At 74.8% G+C, this 17,538-nt stretch carries 16 protein-coding genes; 4 read left to right on the top strand and 12 right to left on the bottom strand.

Annotated features, from left to right (window positions below; genetic code table 11):
* Positions 1-9: 9 nt before the first annotated feature.
* Positions 10-801, top strand: coding sequence for a ceramidase domain-containing protein (locus tag ACILQ5_RS00230; protein ID WP_395655949.1), 792 nt, complete (start codon positions 10-12; stop codon positions 799-801).
* Here the strand turns inward: ACILQ5_RS00230 and ACILQ5_RS00235 are convergent.
* From ACILQ5_RS00235 to ACILQ5_RS00265, 7 genes are all read right to left on the bottom strand, one after another.
* Positions 795-2,168, bottom strand: a complete 1,374-nt coding sequence (locus ACILQ5_RS00235; RefSeq protein ID WP_395655950.1) for an LLM class flavin-dependent oxidoreductase — start codon at positions 2,166-2,168, stop codon at positions 795-797. The two genes, ACILQ5_RS00230 and ACILQ5_RS00235, sit on opposite strands and share 7 nt — an antisense overlap.
* 317 nt (positions 2,169-2,485) lie before the next feature.
* Positions 2,486-3,094, bottom strand: coding sequence for a GTP cyclohydrolase II (gene ribA / locus ACILQ5_RS00240; RefSeq protein ID WP_395655951.1), 609 nt, complete (start codon positions 3,092-3,094; stop codon positions 2,486-2,488).
* On the bottom strand, positions 3,091-3,786 hold the full coding sequence (locus tag ACILQ5_RS00245) for a RibD family protein (RefSeq protein WP_395655952.1): 696 nt from the start codon (positions 3,784-3,786) through the stop codon (positions 3,091-3,093). The genes ribA and ACILQ5_RS00245 overlap by 4 nt, the downstream gene beginning before the upstream one ends.
* Positions 3,779-4,603 (bottom strand): lysylphosphatidylglycerol synthase domain-containing protein, encoded by an 825-nt coding sequence (locus ACILQ5_RS00250; protein WP_395655953.1) that lies wholly within the window; start codon positions 4,601-4,603, stop codon positions 3,779-3,781. Before ACILQ5_RS00250 ends, ACILQ5_RS00245 begins: the two co-directional genes overlap by 8 nt.
* On the bottom strand, positions 4,600-5,511 hold the full coding sequence (locus tag ACILQ5_RS00255; RefSeq protein WP_395655954.1) for a glycosyltransferase family 4 protein: 912 nt from the start codon (positions 5,509-5,511) through the stop codon (positions 4,600-4,602). Before ACILQ5_RS00255 ends, ACILQ5_RS00250 begins: the two co-directional genes overlap by 4 nt.
* Complete coding sequence (locus tag ACILQ5_RS00260; RefSeq protein ID WP_395655955.1) at positions 5,511-5,891, bottom strand: 6-pyruvoyl trahydropterin synthase family protein; 381 nt, start codon at positions 5,889-5,891, stop codon at positions 5,511-5,513. Before ACILQ5_RS00260 ends, ACILQ5_RS00255 begins: the two co-directional genes overlap by 1 nt.
* Positions 5,879-6,853, bottom strand: a complete 975-nt coding sequence (locus ACILQ5_RS00265; protein WP_395655956.1) for a zinc-binding alcohol dehydrogenase — start codon at positions 6,851-6,853, stop codon at positions 5,879-5,881. The genes ACILQ5_RS00260 and ACILQ5_RS00265 overlap by 13 nt, the downstream gene beginning before the upstream one ends.
* A gap of 74 nt (positions 6,854-6,927) precedes the next feature.
* Here ACILQ5_RS00265 and ACILQ5_RS00270 point away from each other — a divergent pair, with 74 nt between their 5' ends.
* Positions 6,928-8,970: a CDP-alcohol phosphatidyltransferase family protein gene (locus tag ACILQ5_RS00270; protein WP_395655957.1), complete on the top strand. Its 2,043-nt coding sequence runs from the start codon at positions 6,928-6,930 to the stop codon at positions 8,968-8,970.
* Here the strand turns inward: ACILQ5_RS00270 and ACILQ5_RS00275 are convergent.
* Genes ACILQ5_RS00275 through ACILQ5_RS00285 form a run of 3 tightly spaced genes read right to left on the bottom strand, consistent with a single transcriptional unit; the run spans position 8,960 to position 12,368 of the window.
* Positions 8,960-9,664, bottom strand: coding sequence for an anti-sigma factor family protein (locus ACILQ5_RS00275; protein ID WP_395655958.1), 705 nt, complete (start codon positions 9,662-9,664; stop codon positions 8,960-8,962). The two genes, ACILQ5_RS00270 and ACILQ5_RS00275, sit on opposite strands and share 11 nt — an antisense overlap.
* Positions 9,661-10,173, bottom strand: coding sequence for a sigma-70 family RNA polymerase sigma factor (locus ACILQ5_RS00280; RefSeq protein ID WP_395655959.1), 513 nt, complete (start codon positions 10,171-10,173; stop codon positions 9,661-9,663). The genes ACILQ5_RS00275 and ACILQ5_RS00280 overlap by 4 nt, the downstream gene beginning before the upstream one ends.
* A 56-nt stretch (positions 10,174-10,229) precedes the next feature.
* Positions 10,230-12,368 carry a DEAD/DEAH box helicase gene (locus ACILQ5_RS00285; RefSeq protein ID WP_395655960.1) on the bottom strand — a complete coding sequence of 713 codons (2,139 nt, stop codon included), beginning with the start codon at positions 12,366-12,368 and terminating at the stop codon, positions 10,230-10,232.
* Between the two features lie 241 nt (positions 12,369-12,609).
* Between ACILQ5_RS00285 and ACILQ5_RS00290 the strand changes: the two genes are divergently transcribed.
* Together ACILQ5_RS00290 and ACILQ5_RS00295 are read left to right on the top strand one after the other, a co-directional pair.
* Positions 12,610-13,329: an alpha/beta fold hydrolase gene (locus ACILQ5_RS00290; RefSeq protein WP_395655961.1), complete on the top strand. Its 720-nt coding sequence runs from the start codon at positions 12,610-12,612 to the stop codon at positions 13,327-13,329.
* Positions 13,330-13,391: 62 nt separating this feature from the next.
* Positions 13,392-14,831, top strand: coding sequence for an MFS transporter (locus ACILQ5_RS00295; RefSeq protein WP_395655962.1), 1,440 nt, complete (start codon positions 13,392-13,394; stop codon positions 14,829-14,831).
* On the opposite strand, the gene ACILQ5_RS00300 is transcribed toward ACILQ5_RS00295, so the two are convergent.
* Positions 14,804-15,238, bottom strand: a complete 435-nt coding sequence (locus tag ACILQ5_RS00300; protein ID WP_395655963.1) for a MarR family winged helix-turn-helix transcriptional regulator — start codon at positions 15,236-15,238, stop codon at positions 14,804-14,806. The genes ACILQ5_RS00295 and ACILQ5_RS00300 overlap by 28 nt on opposite strands.
* Positions 15,239-15,349: 111 nt before the next feature.
* Positions 15,350-17,530, bottom strand: a complete 2,181-nt coding sequence (locus ACILQ5_RS00305; RefSeq protein WP_395656309.1) for a heavy metal translocating P-type ATPase — start codon at positions 17,528-17,530, stop codon at positions 15,350-15,352.
* Positions 17,531-17,538: the final 8 nt, after the last annotated feature.

Consider the following 17,538-nt stretch of genomic DNA (forward strand, 5'->3'; position numbering starts at 1 on the left):
CTAGGGTGGGTGATCGTGCCGACCCGGTCGCTGCGTCCGCTCACGATCGCGATCGTCGTCGCCGTCGTCTCGACCGGCGCGCTCGTGCTGGCGGTCGGCGCCGGCTGGCTCGGCCCCGACGTCGGTCGGGGTGCGAACTTCTGCGAGGCCGCTCGCGACGGCTGGGTCAAGCAGCCGGCCAACACGTTCTCCAACGCCGGCTTCGTCATCGCCGGGTTGGTGATCGCCTGGCACGCCGGCCGCGCCGAGGTCGCCCGGACGCTGCGCGGGCTGGCGACGCCGTACGCCTGCGTGGTCGTGCTGCTCGGCCCGGCCAGCGCGGCGATGCACGCCACCCAGTCCGCGGCCGGGGGCCAGCTGGACCTGCTGAGCATGTACCTCGTGGCGTCGTTCGCGGCCGCCTACGCACTGATGCGGTGGTTCGACCGCGGGCAGCTGTTCTTCTGGCAGCTCTTCAGCCTCTTCGTCGCGGCGTGCGAGCTGGTCGGCCTGTACGACGGCCACGTGCCGGTCGTGACGTACGCCGGCAACGTGGCGTTCGCGACCCTGCTGCTCGTCGCGGTGGTGACCGAGGTCCGGCTCTGGCGGCGCCCGGGTCGCCCCCACACCGACCTGCGCTGGGGTGCGGGCGCGCTCTGCTCGATCCTGGTGGCGTTCGCGATCTGGAACGCCACGAAGACCCGCTGGTGCGACCCGCACTCGCTGCTCCAGGGGCATGCCGCGTGGCACCTGCTCGACGCGCTGTCGGCCTACCTGCTGTTCCGGCTGTGGGCGAGCGAGGGCGCTGCCGACCGTCAGTAGAAGCCGTGCCGGTCGAGCGGCCCGACCAGCTGCTCCTCCTCGTAGGTCAGGTGTGACGTGAGGGTGCCGGTCAGCTCGTCGACGGCGGTCCGGAGCCGACCGAGGCCGTCGGGCTCGGTGACGACGGCGACCAGGGCGCGGTCGACGTCGTCGAGCGCGCCCGCGATCCGGTGGTGCTCCTGCTCGAGCCGGTCGATGACCGGACCGAGCCCGGGCTCGCGGGCGCGCAGGTGCGGGAAGACGGCGGTGTCCTCGAGCGTGTGGTGCGTGGTGACCAGGCGGCAGTAGGACTGGCAGTAGGCACCGAGCGCCCACACGTTCTGGCGCATCGTCATCCGGTTCACCGCGCCGCGGGCGGCCCCGGGGTCGAGGGTGCCCGCCTCGACCTGCCCGATCAGGTCGTGCAGCTGCGCCAGCTCGCTGCGCAGGTGGTCGTGGACGTCGACGAGGTGCTTCCCGGCGCCTGCGAGCACCGGCTCCGGCCGGTCCGGCGCGGCAACCGCGGGCCGCGACCCGGCACGCTCGGCCGCGACCAGGTCGCGCACCGCGGGCGCCACCTCGGCGCCGTACCACTGCACCAGCGCGGGGTCGTCGCCGACCACGAGGAACACGCTGGTCCCGTGGGTGAGCGCCTGCTCGGCCAGCCACTCCGGCCAGCCCGGGTCGTCGGACGGCGTGACGTTGTAGAGGCGCCGCACCGCGACCGGGTCGCGACCGGCGGCGACCGCGGCCTCGTCGATGCGGGCGTTGCGCTCGGCCAGCGTCTCCGGCGGCACGTAGGACTGGCTGGGCAGCCAGCCGTCGCCGACCCGGCCCGTGAGCTCGAGCATCCGCGGCCCGACCGCGCCGATCCAGATCTCGACGGGGTGCGCGGGCGCCGGACCGGGGTGGACCCCGCGGACCGCGTAGTGGTCGCCGTCGACCCGGACCGACCGCTGCGCGGTGTCCCAGGCGCCGCGGATCACCGCGATCCCCTCCTCGAGCGCGCGCAGCGCCTCGCCCGGCGTACGACGGGGGCCGCCCGCGGCCTCGATCGCGTCCCAGAAGCCACCGGCGCCGAGGCCCAGCTCCACCCGCCCGCGGCTGAGCACGTCCAGGCTGGCCACGGTCTTGGCCAGGACGAACGGCGGGCGCAGCGGCAGGTTGGAGACGTTGGTCGTGACCCGCAGGGTCGTGGTGCGGGCCAGGACGGTCGCGATCAGTGCCCAGGCGTCGAGGAACCGCGCCTGGTAGGGGTGGTCCTGGAAGGTCGCCAGCTCGAGCCCGGACGCCTCGGTGAGCAGCGCCAGCTCGACCGCACGGTCGGCCCGGCCCGCGTCCGGAGTGATGAAGGTGCCGAACTGGAGCTCGTGGCCGTAGTCGGACATGCGCCCATCCTGCCGGGCCGGGCCGGCGGCGGGTCGGCGGGACGTCATACGAAGTGGCTGCCCCGGCGACCAGCCCGCATGACGTCCCGGGGCGGCTCGGTCGGTGGGTCCGTGGGTCGGTGGGACGTCATACGAGGCGGCTCCCCCGGCGACCAGCTCGCATGACGTCCCGGAGCGTGTCGGTGGGACGTCATACGACGTGGCTGCCCCGGCGACCAGCTCGCATGACGTCCCGGGGCGGCTCGGTCGGACGTCATACGAGGTGGCTGCCCCGGCGACCAGCTCGGATGACGTCCCGGGGCGGCCGGGGCCCGAGATCAGCCCGCGTCGCTGAGCAGCCCGAGGCCGAGCCGGTGCCCGCGGTCGGCCTTGGCGGCCAGGTAGCGGGCGTTGGCCGACGACAGGTGCAAGGCCGTGGGGACCGGCTCGACGTCGATGCCGTGGGCCGCGAGCTGCTCGGCCTTGTCCGGGTTGTTGGTGAGCAGCCGGACGGCCGGGACGCCGAGCGCCTCGAGCATCTCGGCGGCGACCGTGTAGTCGCGGCCGTCGGCGGCGTACCCGAGCGCCAGGTTGGCCTCGTAGGTGTCCAGCCCCTCGTCCTGCAGGGCGTAGGCGTCGAGCTTGGCGTAGAGGCCGATCCCGCGCCCCTCCTGGCGCAGGTAGAGGAGGTAGCCCCCGTCGGCGTCGATGCGCTGCACCGCCTCGTGCAGCTGGGGCCCGCAGTCGCAGCGCTCGCTGCCGAGCACGTCACCGGTCAGGCACTCGCTGTGCAGCCGCACCAGGGGTACGGCGCCGGGCTCGCCGAGCCGGATCGCGAGGTGCTCCGCGCCGTCGGTGAGGCCGGCGAAGGTGACGACCTCGGCGACACCGGCCCAGCCGTGCAGCCGGAGCGGGAGCTCCAGGGAGGTGCGGATCGAGGCGGTCACGCCGACTCCTCGAACCGGTCGGAGAGCGCGTAGCGCAGCAGCACGACCTCGCCGATCCGGCGCACGTCCACGAGCCGGGCCGGGCGGTCGGGGCGGAACGGGAACGGCCCGTCGTCGACGAACCGCCGCGCCCGTGAGTCACCCACGAAGAACGGCGCGACCACGAGCTGGAGCTCGTCGGCGACGTCCTCGGCGAGGAACTGCGTGTGGATGGTGCCGCCGCCCTCGACCATCAGCCGGCGCACCCCGCGCTCGGCCAGGTCGGCGGACAGGCCCCGCATCGAGACCCGGGGCGCGTCGTCGACGACCGTCGCGACCGACCCGAGCCGCGACCGCGCCGTGCGTCCGGAGGACGACGGGCAGTAGACGAGCTTCTCGGCGTCACCGGTGGTGAAGAACCGGCCGTGCGGGTCGAGCTCCGCGCCGCAGGTCACCGTGACCTTGACCGGGCTCGGCTTCAGCCCACGCGCCACCCGCTCCATCCGCCGGTCGGCTCGCCGCACCAGCAGCCGTGGGTCGTCGTTGCGGACCGTCGTCGCGCCCACGAGGATCGCGTCGCACCCCGCGCGCACCTCGTCGACCCGGTCGAAGTCGGCCTCGTTGGACAGGATCAGCCGGTCCGCGCCGGCGCTGTCGAGGTAGCCGTCGATCGACATCCCGCAGCTCAGCAACGTGTACGGACGCTCACCCACGCGCCACCACTCCCTTCGTCAGCACACCCCGGGCGAGCAGGACCGCCCCGGGCAGGGTCGCCACCAGGGCGAGCACCCCGTAGAGGACCGCGACCGTGGCGCCCTGGGCGGCCCCCAGTCCGGCCGCCGCGAACGCCCACGCGGCCACGCCCTCGCGCGGCCCCCATCCCGCGACGTTGAGCGGGATCGCGGCCGCCAGCATCACCAGCATCGCCAGCGGCACCAGCTGGGACAGCGAGGCCGCCGTCCCGGCCGCCCGCGCCGCGACCAGGAACACCAGGACGTGGCCGGCCGAGGAGACCAGCGACGTCGCGACCACGTGCGGCCAGCGCACCAGGGCGACCAGCACGACGACGCCCAGCAGCGCCGCGGCCCAGGGCGCGGGACCGACCAGCAGCACCGCGCCGGCAGCCGCGACCTGCACCAGCTGGCCGGAGCCGCGGTCGGCGACCACGCCGCGCACCCCGTGCCGCACCGCCCGGTGCGCGTCGCCGAGGACGCCGCCGGGCAGCGTGGCGTTGAGGAACTGGGAGCGGTAGTACGCCGCCACGGCCTCGCGCAGCCCCACGTCGGAACCGAGCTGCCGCGCGAGCACCCGCCAGCGCCAGGCGCAGCAGAGCGTCGTCACCGCCGTGACCGCGACGGCGGCGGCCACCGGTCCCGGCCCGGTCGAGCCGACCGCGTCCACGAACGGACCGGTCCCGACCTCCCGGACGACGACGGCGAGCACGGCGACCCCGGCGAGCACCCGCCACCAGCGCCGCACCCACGCCGGCACCCACCCCGGCGCCCACCCCGTCACCACCGACGACCTCACGACAGCACCTCCAGGGCGTCGGCCACCAGCCGCACGGTCCGGTCCCAGCCGGCGAGCCCGGCGCGCCGGGCCCGGGCCGCCGCGCGCAGCTCGGCGCGCCGCTGCTCCGAGGTCAGCCAGCGCCGCAGCTCGGCCGCGAGCGCGGCCGGGTCCTCGGCCGGCACCAGCACCCCGCCGCCGCCGAGGGACTCGCGGACCCCACCGACGTCGGTCGCGACGACCGGGAGTCCGTGGGCCAGCGCCTCGGTGACGACCATGCCGTAGGCCTCCGCCCGCGAGGCGAGCACCAGCAGGTCCGCCTCCGCGTACGTCGTGCCCAGTTCGGCGGGCGTCATCGGACCGGTCAGCCGGACCTGGGGCCCGAGCCGGCCGGCCAGCTCCGGCTCGATCGCCGTCGACCCCACGCCGTGGCAGGTCCACGCGAGGTCGTCGAGGCGGGCGAGGGCGGCCGCCAGCACGTCGTACCCCTTGAGGGCGGTGACCGCCCCGACCGTCAGCAGGGCGCCGCCGCCCGCGGACCCGGGCGCGAGCGGGGCCGGGTCGGCACCGGGCTCGGCGACGTGGACCCGGTCGGGGTCGAGGCCGTCGCGGGCGAGCAGCAGGTCGCGGGTCCAGCGGCTGGTGGTGACGACACCGGCCGCGGCCCGCAGCACCTCGCCCTCCCACGGCTCCGGTCGCGGCATGTGGACGAGGACGACGACCCGGAGCCGGCGCGCCTCCGCGACCAGGCCCGGCGTCGCGCAGAGCCCGTCGACCAGCGCCAGCGCACCGTCGGGCACCGTGGCGGTCGAGGCGTGCTCCACGGCGCCGAGGCCGGCGGCGACCTGCCGGTCGTAGCGGTTGCCGCCCGAGGGGCGGGCCGGGTCGTCGACGCCCGCCGGCCGCACCAGGTGGACCGCCGGGCGCACTAGAGGGCCCGCTCGTAGCTGGCCCACGCCACGTGGGACTCGTGCAGGGTGACGACCAGGCGCTCCACCGGCCCGAGCCCGGTGGCGCGCACGGCCAGCCGGTCGGCCACGGTCCGGGCGAGCACCTCGGTCGAGGTGTTCGTCCCCGAGAACGCCGGGTCGTCGTCGAGGTTGCGGTAGGTCAGCTCTCCGAGCACCTCGTGCAGCAGCTCGGTCGCGGCCCCGATGTCGAGCAGGATCCCGTCCGGCCCGAGCTCGGGCCCCGAGAACGACGCGTCGACGACGTACGTCGCGCCGTGCAGCCGCTGCGCCGGGCCGAACACGTCGCCGCGGAAGCTGTGGGCGATCATCATGTGGTCGCGGACGGTCACGGTGTACACCCGGCCACCTCCGTCCCCGGGTAGGCGATCGTGTGGCACAGCGCGGGCAGCGCGCCGGCCTCGAGGCGGGCCATCACGTCGGGCAGGTCGGCGAACGGCGACTGGCCGGTCAGCAGGACGTCGAACGCGGGGTCGCGCAGCAGCCGCAGCGCCAGCGCGAGCCGGTCGGCGTGGGTGCGGCTGGACCTGCGGGCGGGGGCGACCGCCCCGACCTGGCTGGACCGCAGCGTCAGCCGCCCGGAGTGGAAGGCGCCGCCGAGCGCGAGGTCGACGCGCCGGTCGCCGTACCAGCTCAGGTCGAGCACCGTGCCCTCCGGCGCCAGCAGGTCCAGCGCGAGCTGGAGACCGGACGCCGTCGCGCTGGTGTGCACGACGGCGTCCCGCTGGGCGGTCGCGTCCTCGGGGGACTCGAACGCGACGCCCAGCTGCTCCGCGACCGCCGCCCGGGCGGGGTCGACGTCGACGAGGGTCACCTCCGTCCCGGGGATCCGCGCCAGGAGCCGGGCCACGCAGCAGCCGACCATGCCGGCGCCGACGACCGTCACCCGGTCGCCGACGAGCGGCCCGAGGTCCCACAGCGCGTTCACGGCGGTCTCGACGGTCCCGGCGAGCACCGCGCGCCGCGCCGGCACCCCGTCGGGCACGGCGACCACGGCGTCGACGGGCACGACGTACGCCGTCTGGTGTGGGTGCAGGCAGAAGACCGTCCGCCCCACCAGCGCCTCGGGCCCGCGTTCGACGACGCCGACGTTGAGGTAGCCGTACTTGACCGGGCCGGGGAGGTCGCCGTCCTGGAACGGCGCCCGCATCCGGTCCCGCTGGTCCTCGGGGACCCCACCCCGGAAGACGAGCGTCTCGGTGCCGCGGCTCACCCCGGTGTGCAGGGTCCGCACCAGCACCTCGCCGGGCCCCGGCCCGGGCAGCACCTCGTCGCGGATCTCCCCGGCCCCGGGCTCGCGCACCCAGAAGGCCGCTGCCGTGAACCCGGGCGATGCCGGCGCCGTACGACTGGTCACACTCCACTGACGGAGGCACCGTGCTCCAGGTTCACCACCCGGCGAACGTCGTCACCGGGGTCCGCGCCGCCCTCGCGGTCGTCGTCGCGGTGGTCGGTCCGACCGGACCAGGGGTCGCGCTCGTCGTGGTGGCCCTGTCCCTGGACTGGGTCGACGGCCAGGTGGCCCGTCGCACCGGCACGGTCTCCGCGGCCGGGGCGCGCTTCGACATGGAGACCGACGCGTTCCTCATCGCGGTGCTGAGCGTCTACGCAGCCCCGTCGTACGGCTGGTGGGTGCTGGCGATCGGCGCGGCCCGCTACCTCCTCTGGCTGGCCGAGCGGGTGCTGCCGTGGCTGCGCCGCCCGGTGCCGCCGCGCTACTGGCGCAAGGTGGTCGCCGCCGTCCAGGGCGTCGTGCTCGCGGTCGCGCTGTCCGGGCTCCTCCCCCACGCCGCCGGCGAGGTGCTGCTGCTCCTCGCGCTGGTGCTGCTGGCGGAGTCCTTCGGCCGCGACGTGTGGTGGCTGTGGCGGACCCGGACCGTCGACCTGCCGTACCCCGTCGGCGGCGGCTGGACGATCGCCGCGATCGGCGTCGTCTGGGTGGCCCTGGTGCTGCCCGAGCGCCCCGGCGACCTGCTCCGACTCCCGGTCGAGGCGGTCCTCCTGCTGCTGCTCGCCCTGCTGCCCTGGCGCCGGGTACGCCGGGTGGCGGCCGTCGCGCTCGGCGCGCTCCTCGGCGCCCTGGTCGTGCTCCAGGCGTTCGACGTCGGCTTCCGGACCGTGATGGACCGCCCGTTCGACCCGGTCGCCGACTGGGTCTACCTGGGCCCGGGCGTGGGCGTCCTCGGCGACTCGATCGGGGTGACCGCGGCCCGCGCGACCGCCGTCGCGGCGGTCGTCGTGGTCCTCGCCGTCCTGGTCGTCGTCCCGCTCGCGACCGTCCGCGTCACCGGGACCGCCGGGCGGCACCGCCGGGGCGCGGCACTGCTGGCCGGCGTGCTCGCGCTGGCCGGCCTCGTGCAGGTCGGCTCGACCAACGCGGCCGTCCTCGCGGTCGACGAGGTCACCCAGGTGCGGGCGGACCTCGCCGACCGCCGGGAGTTCGCCCGGCAGATCGCCGCCGACCCGTGGGCCGGCGTGCCCCGCGACCGGCTGCTCCAGCGCCTGCACGGCACCGACGTGCTGATCGTCTTCGTCGAGAGCTACGGGCGCGTGGCCGTGCAGGACTCGTCGTTCTCGCCCGGGGTCGACCGGGTCCTCGACGACGGCAGCCGACGCCTGCACCGGGCCGGGTACGCCGTCCGCAGCGGCTTCCTGACCTCGCCGACCTTCGGCGCGGCGAGCTGGCTGGCGCACTCGACCACGCAGTCGGGGCTCTGGGTCGACAGCCAGCGTCGCTACGACCAGCTGCTCGGCGCCGACCGGCTGACGCTCACCTCGGCCTTCTCCCAGGCCGGCTGGCGCACGGTCTTCGACGTCCCGGCCGACACCCGGGACTGGCCGGAGGGCGAGGACTTCTACGGGTTCGACCGGATCTACGACTCCCGCGACGTCGGCTACGCCGGACCGCAGTTCGGGTACGCCCTCGTGCCGGACCAGTACACGTTGAGCGCGTTCCAGCGCCTCGAGCTCGACCCGGCCGACCGAGCCCCGGTGATGGCGGAGATCGACCTGGTCTCCAGCCACCACCCGTGGGCACCGTCACCCGACCCGGTGCCCTGGGACCAGGTCGGCGACGGGTCGGTCTTCGCGACGACCGGCACCCAGCCGGACTCCTCCGACGTGCGCACCCTCTACGGCCAGTCGGTGGAGTACACGATGGGCACGCTGGTCTCCTGGCTGGAGACGCAGCCGGACCGGGACCTGGTGCTGCTCGTCCTCGGCGACCACCAGCCGCACTCGTACGTCACCGGGGCCGACCCCGGGCACGACGTCCCGGTCTCGGTCATCGCGACCGACCCCACCGTGGTCCAGCGGTTCGCCGGCCGGCAGTGGGAGCCAGGGCTGCGCCCCTCGCCGGACGCCCCGGTCTGGCCGATGAGCGCGATCCGGGACCGGTTCCTGAGCGCCTTCAGCTCGTGAGCTCGAGCACCGGCCGGCCGGTCTCGGTGCGCACCTCGACCGACGCGATCTCGGCCGTCGTCAGCGCCGTGGCGCCGGTCAGGTGCATCGTCCGGCCCGGCAGCGCGGACCAGGTCGCGACCTGCTCCGACCCGCCGTCGCGCGTGTGGACGACGAGCGCGTAGGTGTGCGGCTCGTCCTGGTACGACGTCGCCGGCTCGTCGTAGGTGCAGGTGAGGTCGAGCCTGGTGCCCCACGCGACCGAGGTCAGCGCGAGGTCACCGAGCACGGCGGTCTGGTCGACCTGCGCCATCTCCTGGGGCGGCGCCAGCGAGGGCGTCGCCGAGAGGCCGGCCTGGGACGCCCCGGGGTCGTCCCCCGTCACGGCGACGACGGTGGCGGTGCCGGCGCCCAGCAGGACGACCACCGCAGCGGCGGCGAGGCCGACCGTCCACCGCCGGCGCAGCTGCTGCCGGCGTACCTCGCGGACCAGGTGGGGCAGCAGCGTCGGCGGCACGGGCTCCGGCTCGACCGCCGACTCGACGACGTCCGGCGAGACCTGGGCCAGCAGCCCGGGGAGGCCGGCGAGGTCGCGGACCGACGCCGAGCAGGACGCGCACCCGGCCAGGTGCCGCTCGAAGGCGAGCCGCTCCTCGGGCGCGAGCGCGCCGAGGACGTAGGAGCCGTCGAGGTGGGAGTGCGGGCAGCCGCTCATCCGACGACCCCCATCTCCTCGAGCGCGAGCCGGAGCGCGCGCAGGGCGTAGTGGGTGCGGGACTTCACGGTTCCTTCCGGGATGCCGAGGCGACGCGCCGCCTCGGCGACGGACTGCCCTCGGTAGTAGCACTCGAGGAGGACGGCACGGTGGTCGTCCGAGAGCCGGCTGATCGCGTCGGCCACGACCCAGGCCTGCAGCAGCTGGTCGGTGGCCTCGATGCCGGTCGGCCGGTCCGGCACGTCGGCGACGGCGAGCTCGCTGCGGGCGCGCTTGGTGCGCCACTCGTCGATCACGATGTTGCGCGCCACGGTGAACAGCCAGGCCCGGACCGACCCGGCGGTGCGGTCCAGGGTCGGGAGCTTGCGCCAGGCGCGGAGCATCGTCTCCTGCACGACGTCCTCCGCGCGGGCGTGGTCGTGCCCGGTCAGGCTCAGGCAGTAGCCCCAGAGCGCAGCGGCGTGCTCGTCGTGCAGCTGCGTCATCGTGACCACCGGGCTCTCCGCCATCACACCTCCACCCCTGTCACGGGCAGGGTGCCCGGGCGGTTCACCCAGTGTGCCCGTCAGTCGGCGGCGAGCCGCTCCTCGAGCGCCCGGGTCAGCAGCGCGACGAGCGCCTCGAGCTGGACGTCGACCGAGGAGCCGACCTCCTCGTCGGAGCCGTCCAGCGCGACGGCGGCCAGGCCGGCCTTGCTGTCGATGAGCTCGGCGACCCGGGTGTCGATGGTCTGCGAGGCGATGATCCGCCAGGCCGTCACCGGCTCGCCCTGCCCGATCCGGTGGACCCGGTCGATCGCCTGGGTCTGCTCGGCGTCGGTCCAGGACAGCTCGGCGAGGACGACGTTGGAGGCCACCTGGAGGTTGACGCCGACGCCGGCCGCGGTGAGCGAGCAGACGATGACCGCGACGTCGGGGTCCTCGACGAACGCGTCGATGTTGCGCTGGCGGACCGTCGTGGTCTGGTCGCCGCGGATCGAGGAGTACCTCAGGCCGCGGGAGGCGAAGGTCTCCTCCGCGGCGTCCATGACCTCGATGTGCTTGGCGAAGAAGACGACCTTGCCGACGCTGCGCGCCAGCTGGGCGGCGTAGTCGGCGGCCAGCCCGGCCTTCGCCTTGCCGATCCGCCGCATCATGCTGAAGACGTTCTCGCCGGACCGGGTGTCCATGTCCTCGCGCTCCCACGTCGCCACGCGGCGCACGAGCTCGTGGTCGATGCCCTCGACCGTGCGGCCCTCCTTGCGGGTGGCCAGCGCCATCTCGTAGCGCTCGACCAGGCGCCGGGCCAGCTCGCGCTCGGCCTCGCGGATGGAGCGACCGGCCTCGTCGTCGAGCTCGACCGGGAGGTCCGCGATCCGGCGGGCGGGGATGTCGGCGGCGACGTCGATCTTGCGCCGCCGCACGATGCCCATGTCGACCACGGCGCGCCGGGCGTTGGGGTAGAAGCCCGGGTCGGCCGGGGTGAGCCCGGTGTCCTCGAGGGCGTCCATGAGCCCGCCGAGCGGCTTCTTCTCGTCGATCCATCCCAGGAACTCCCAGATCGCCTGGAAGTCCTCGATGTCGTTGATGAGCGGCGTGCCGGTCAGCGCCATCAGGAGCGGCCGGCCGTAGCGGCTGCGGATCCGGTCGGAGAGGTGCAGGACGTGCTGCGAGCGCTGTGACGACTTGTTCTTGATGAAGTGCGCCTCGTCGACCACCATGCCGCGCATGCCGTGGTTGCCGAGCCAGCCGACGTGCCGGTCGAGGATCTCGTAGTTGACCACGAAGATGTCGGCGTAGCCGTCGACGTCCTCGCCGTCGCCGTGGATGACGGTCACCGACTTCTCGGGCGTCCACAGCCCGACCTCGCGGGCCCAGTTCATCTTGACGACGTTGGGGACCACGACCAGGAGCGGGTAGGCGTCGGCGGCCTGCGCTGCGAGCAGCGCCTGCGCGGTCTTGCCGAGGCCGGGCTCGTCGGCGAGCAGGAACGTGCGGTGGCCGTCGGCCGCGCCGGCGACCAGCTGCGCCTGGTGCCGCATCAGCTCGCGGCCGTCGGGGAGGCGCACCTCCTCCGGCTCGGGCAGCGGCATGCAGGACACGCCGTTGCTGGCGTACTCGAAGGAGCGGAACAGCGGACCGAGCAGCTCCCAGCCCGCCAGCCGGCGGGCCCGGCCGCTGCCCTGCTGCGCGAGGGTGAAGTCGGGGACCAGGAAGGGGTTCGCGAGCTGCCGGGAGATGACCGACTGCGGGACGACCCGGCGGCTGGTGGCGGCCGGCGCGTCGGCCGGGTCCGGCTCGACGACCTCCTCCTCCGAGACCTCGATGCCGGCCTGGGCGAGCATCCGGCGGCGCAGGTCGTGCGCGTCCTGGGAGATCTCGGCGTCCTCGGTCAGCAGCACCAGCAGCGACGTGTTGCGGGCCGCGGTCTTGGCGAGGATGGTCGCGATGCCGTCGAGCCGCTTGAGCTGGTCGGCACGGTGCGCCTCGGTCGCCTCGGTGTCGGCCTTCAGGCTCGCGCGCTCCTCGCGCACGAGCAGGGCGACGACCTGGAACTTGGTGCGGGTCGACCCGTTGACGCTGCCCCGCTGGACCGCCGTCTCGACCTCGCGCACGGCGCGGGCGAGCACGGGGATGATGCCCTCGTTGTCGAGGGCACGGCCCCGACGCTGGTTGCGGTTGGGCGTACGACGGTTCGCCGACTGGCGCTGGCCCTGTCGAGCCAAGGACCCCTCCTCCGGAGTGCCCGGGTCTGTGGAGCTGCGGTGCTACGACACCCGCGGACCGGGCGGCCACCGCGAGCGACTCGGGAGCCACGGCAAGAGAGTGTTGGCCACGACCGGTCAGACGGTCGCCCTCGGAGTGTGCTCCCACCGGGGCCGGCCGCAGGCGTTCGCGCCGGGACCTCGGTACGGCGCCATGCTAGCAGCCGGCCGACCGTCGGCGGGAATCCCTACGGTGGGTCCCATGACCGACTCTCCTGCCCCGCTCGTCCTCGTCCCCGGCTGGTGGCTCGGCGCCTGGGCGTGGGACGGCGTCGCCGACCGGCTCCGCGCCTCCGGCCACACCGTCACCGCGCTCACGCTGCCGGGTCTCGAACCCGACCACCCCGATCGCGGCTCCGTGTCGCTGGCCGACCAGGCCGACGCGATCGTGGCCGCGATCGAGAGCCACGACCGGCCGGTGGTGCTCGCCGTGCACAGCGGTGCCAGCCAGCCCGGCTACCTCGCCAGCGACCGGGTGCCCGACCGGATCGCGGCCCTCGTCTACGTCGACACCGCCCCCGGACGGGGTGCCATCGACCCGGGGCTCTCCGGCCCCGAGCTCCCGCTGGCGCCGACGTGGGAGGAGCTCGGCGAGAACCTCGACGGCATCTCGGAGGCGCAGCTCGCCGAGTTCCGGGCGCGCGCGGTGCCCGAGCCGGCCGGCCCGGTGCGCGAGGCGCCCGAGCTCGCCAACGACGCCCGGCTGGCCGTCCCGTCGCTGGTGGTCGCGACCGCGTTCCCGGCGGCGGAGTACCGCAAGGCCGCGGCCGAGGGTGCACCCTGGCTCGCCGGGCTCACCGAGCTGACCGACGTGACGTACGTCGACCTGCCCACCTCGCACTGGCCGATGTGGTCCCGTCCCGACGAGCTCGCCGAGATCCTCGGCGCGGTCGCCGCCGGCGGGCCGTCAGCGGTCGGCTGACGCGGCAGGTCCACGGACCGACCGGAATAGTTGCCGTGAGCAATCATATGTAGGATGCATGCGTGTCCTTCTCCACCCCGACCGCCGGCCACCCGCGCTTCGCCGTCGCCGTGCTCTGCTTCGGTGGCCTGACCGCGGCGCTCACCCAGACGCTCGTCATCCCGATCCAGGCGAAGCTGCCCGGGCTGCTCGACACCTCGGCGGCCGACACCGCCTGGGTCGTCACCGTGACCCTGCTGGCGGCCGCGGTCTCGATGCCGGTCGCCGGGCGCCTGGCGGACCTGTTCGGCAAGCAGCGCGTGCTGGTCGGCACCTCGGCGATCCTCGTCGCGGGGTCGCTCGTGTGTGCGCTCTCCGACTCGCTGGTGCCGCTGCTGGCGGGGCGGGCGATGCAGGGCATGGCGATGGGCTTCATCCCGGTCGGCATCTCACTGATGCGCGAGATCACCCCGCCGCGGCTGACCGCCACGGCGGTGGCCGCGATGAGCGCCACGCTCGGCGTCGGCGGTGCCATCGGCCTGCCGCTGTCCGCCGCGATCGTCGAGGCCGGCAGCTGGCACGCGCTGTTCTGGGTCGCCACCGGGTTGGCCGCGGTCGTCACCGCGCTCACCTGGTTCGCGGTGCCCCACGTGCACGACGCCCAGCCGGGTCGCTTCGACGTGGTCGGCGTCCTCGGGCTCGGCGTCGGCCTGGTCTCCCTGCTCGTCGGGATCTCGAAGGCCACGACCTGGGGCTGGGGCGACGCCTGGACCCTGGGCGCCATCCTCGCCGGTGCGGTCGTACTGGTCGTCTGGGGCGCCTTCGAGCTGCGTCAGGACGAGCCGCTGGTCGACCTGCGCACCACCGCGCAGCTGCCCGTGCTGATGACCAACATCGCGGCGGTCGCGATCGGCTTCGGGATGATGGCGCAGTCCGTCGTCGTCCCGCAGCTGCTCGAGATGCCGGCGGAGACCGGCTACGGGCTCGACCAGACGCTGCTCCAGGCCGGCCTCTGGATGGCACCGGGCGGGCTGATGATGATGCTGTTCGCCCCGGTCTCCAGCCGGCTGATCCGCACCATCGGCCCGAAGGTCACCCTGATGATCGGCGCCGCGGTCCTCGGCACCGGCTACCTCGTGGCGTTCTTCCTGATGGCCGCACCCTGGCAGCTGCTGGTCGCCTCCTGCGTGGCCTGCGCCGGCGTCGGCATCGGGTACGCCGCGATGCCGACCCTGATCCTGGACGAGGTGCCGACCCGTGAGGCGGCGTCGGCCGTCGGCCTCAACGCGCTGATGCGCTCGGTCGGCACGACCCTGGCCGCGGCGGTGATGGGCACCATCCTGACCAGCCGCACCACGGCGTTCGGCCCGGGCGTCGAGGTGCCCACCCTGGGCGCCTTCCAGCTGTGCTTCGTCGCCGGCGCGGTCGCGGCCTTCCTCGGCGTCGCGATCGCCGCCACCATCCCCCGGCGCGCGGTCGTCGCGCCCGCCCCCGTTCAGCGGGAGGCGCGCACCGCCGCGTGAGCCCGGTCCAGCGCGTCGTTGAAGTCGTGCAGCGCCGCGATCAGCGCCTCGCCACGCTCGGTGCCGAGCTCGGCGACCGCCCGGCTCCACACCTCGCCCCGCAGCCGCCCGTCGTGGAGGTAGGCCTCCCGGCCCGCGTCGGTCGGCCGCACCAGGCGCGGCGCGCCGCCGTACCGCTCGACCAACCCGTGACCGAGCGCCGCCGCGACCTGCCGGCTGATCGTGGACTGCTCGATCTGCAGCTCCTCGGCGAGCTCGCGCAGCGACTTGGGCCCCTCCTCCACGAGCAGCAGCAGGATCCGGAACGCCGAGTCCTCGAGCACCGAGCCCGGGTACGACGTCGCCCGCCGCCGGGCCAGCCGCATCACCTCGCTGCCCAGTGCGCGCATCCGGGCCTCGTCGTCCACGGTGCCGACCCTACTGTCACCGGACGCTGTCGCAGGACTGTCACCGGGCGCTGCCGCACCAGCACGTGACCGACGGGGCGACCCGGGGCGGGCGACCCGGCCGGCGACCGGTCAGCGGAACCGGCGCAGCCGCAGGCTGTTGCCGACCACGAAGACCGAGGAGAAGGCCATCGCGGCACCGGCGATCATCGGGTTGAGCAGCCCGGCGGCCGCCAGCGGCAGGGCGGCGACGTTGTAGCCGAACGCCCAGACCAGGTTGCCCTGGATGGTGCGCAGGGTCCGCCGGGAGAGCCGGATCGCGTCCGCTGCCACCCTCAGGTCGCCGCGCACGAGCGTCAGGTCGCTGGCCTGGATCGCCACGTCGGTGCCGGTGCCCATCGCCAGGCCCAGGTCGGCCTGGGCCAGCGCGGCGGCGTCGTTGACGCCGTCGCCGACCATCGCGACGACCCGGCCCTCGGCCTGGAGCTGCTTGACGACCTCGACCTTGTCGGCCGGGAGGACGTCGGCGACGACGTCGTCGGGTGCGATCCCGACCTCGGCGGCCACGGCCCGGGCAACGGTCTCGTGGTCGCCGGTCAGCAGGACCGGCCGCAGCCCGAGGCCGCGCAGCGTCGCGATCGCCTCCGCCGAGGTCTCCTTGACCCGGTCCGCCACCACCAGGACGCCGCGCGCCCGTCCGTCCCAGCCGACCGCGACCGCCGTGCCGCCGGTCGACCGGGCGTCGGCCAGCGCCTGCTCGAGGTCGGGCGACAGGTGCTGCGACCACTCGGCGAGCAGCTGCGGCCGCCCGACCAACACGGCGTGCCCGTCGACGACGCCCTGCACCCCGAGGCCCACGACGTTCGCGAAGCCCTCGACGGCGGGCAGCGGTCCCGCCTCGCGGGCAGCGTCCGCGACCGCCCGGGCGATCGGGTGCTCCGAGGCGTCCTCGAGCGCCCCGGCGAGACGGAGCACCTCGTCGCGGTCCTCCCCCGCGGCGGCGACCACGTCGGTCAGCGACATCCGACCGGTCGTCACGGTGCCGGTCTTGTCCAGCACGATCGTGTCCACCGTCCGGGTCTGCTCGAGCACCTCGGGACCACGGATCAAGATGCCCATCTGGGCCCCCCGGCCGGTGCCGACCATCAGCGCGGTCGGCGTGGCCAGGCCGAGGGCGCACGGGCAGGCGATGATCAGCACGGCGACGGCCGCGGTGAACGCCGCGGTTGCGCCGGCGCCGGTGCCGAGCCAGAAGCCGAGGGTGCCGACCGCCAGCGCGATCACGATCGGGACGAAGACGCCGGAGATCCGGTCGGCCAGCCGCTGCGCGGACGCCTTGCCGTTCTGCGCCTCCTCGACGAGCCGGGCCATCTGGGCGAGCTGGGTGTCCGAGCCGACCCGGGTGGCCCGGACGACCAGACGACCGCCGGCGTTCACGGTGGCGCCGGTGACCAGGTCGCCGGGACCGACCTCGACCGGCACGGACTCGCCGGTGAGCATCGAGGCGTCGACGGCGGACGAGCCCTCCTCGACCACCCCGTCGGTGGCGACCTTCTCCCCAGGCCGGACGACGAACCGGTCGCCGACGGCGAGCTGGTCCACGGGGACCCGGAGCTCGACCCCGTCCCGGAGCACGGCGACGTCGCGGGCCCCGAGGTCCATCAGCGCCCGCAGGGCGGCACCGGCCCGGCGCTTCGAGCGCGCCTCGAAGAACCGGCCGGCCAGGATGAACGTCGTGACGCCGGCGGCCGCCTCCAGGTAGATGTTGTCCGTGCCACTGGTCCGCTCGATGGTCAGCTCGAACGGGTGCCGCATGCCGGGCTCCCCCGCGTCGCCGAGGAACAAGGCGTAGAGCGACCACCCGAACGCCGCGAGGACGCCCATCGAGATCAGCGTGTCCATCGTCGACGTGGCGTGCCGCAGGTTCGTCCAGGCCGCCTTGTGCAAGGGGTACGCGCCCCAGACCACGACCGGCGCGGCGAGGGTCAGCGACGCCCACTGCCAGTAGGTGAACTGCCAGGCCGGGACCATCGCCAGGAGGACCACCGGCACGGACAGCACGGCGGAGACGAGCAGCCGCTGGCGCAGCGACCGGACCTCGGGGTCCTCGTCGCCCTCGGGCCGGTCCGGCTGCGCCTGGGGCAGCCGGGCGCCGTAGCCCGCCGCCGCCACCGCGGCGATCAGGTCGTCGGTGCTCACCGCGTCGTCGAAGACGACCTTGGCCTTCTCGGTCGCGTAGTTGACGGTCGCGGTGACGCCCTCGACCTTGTTCAGCTTGCGCTCGATCCGGTTGGCGCACGAGGCGCACGTCATCCCGGTCA

Origin of the sequence: Nocardioides sp. (assembly GCF_044226305.1) — a bacterium.
In the GTDB taxonomy this organism is placed as follows: Bacteria; Actinomycetota; Actinomycetes; order Propionibacteriales; family Nocardioidaceae; genus Nocardioides.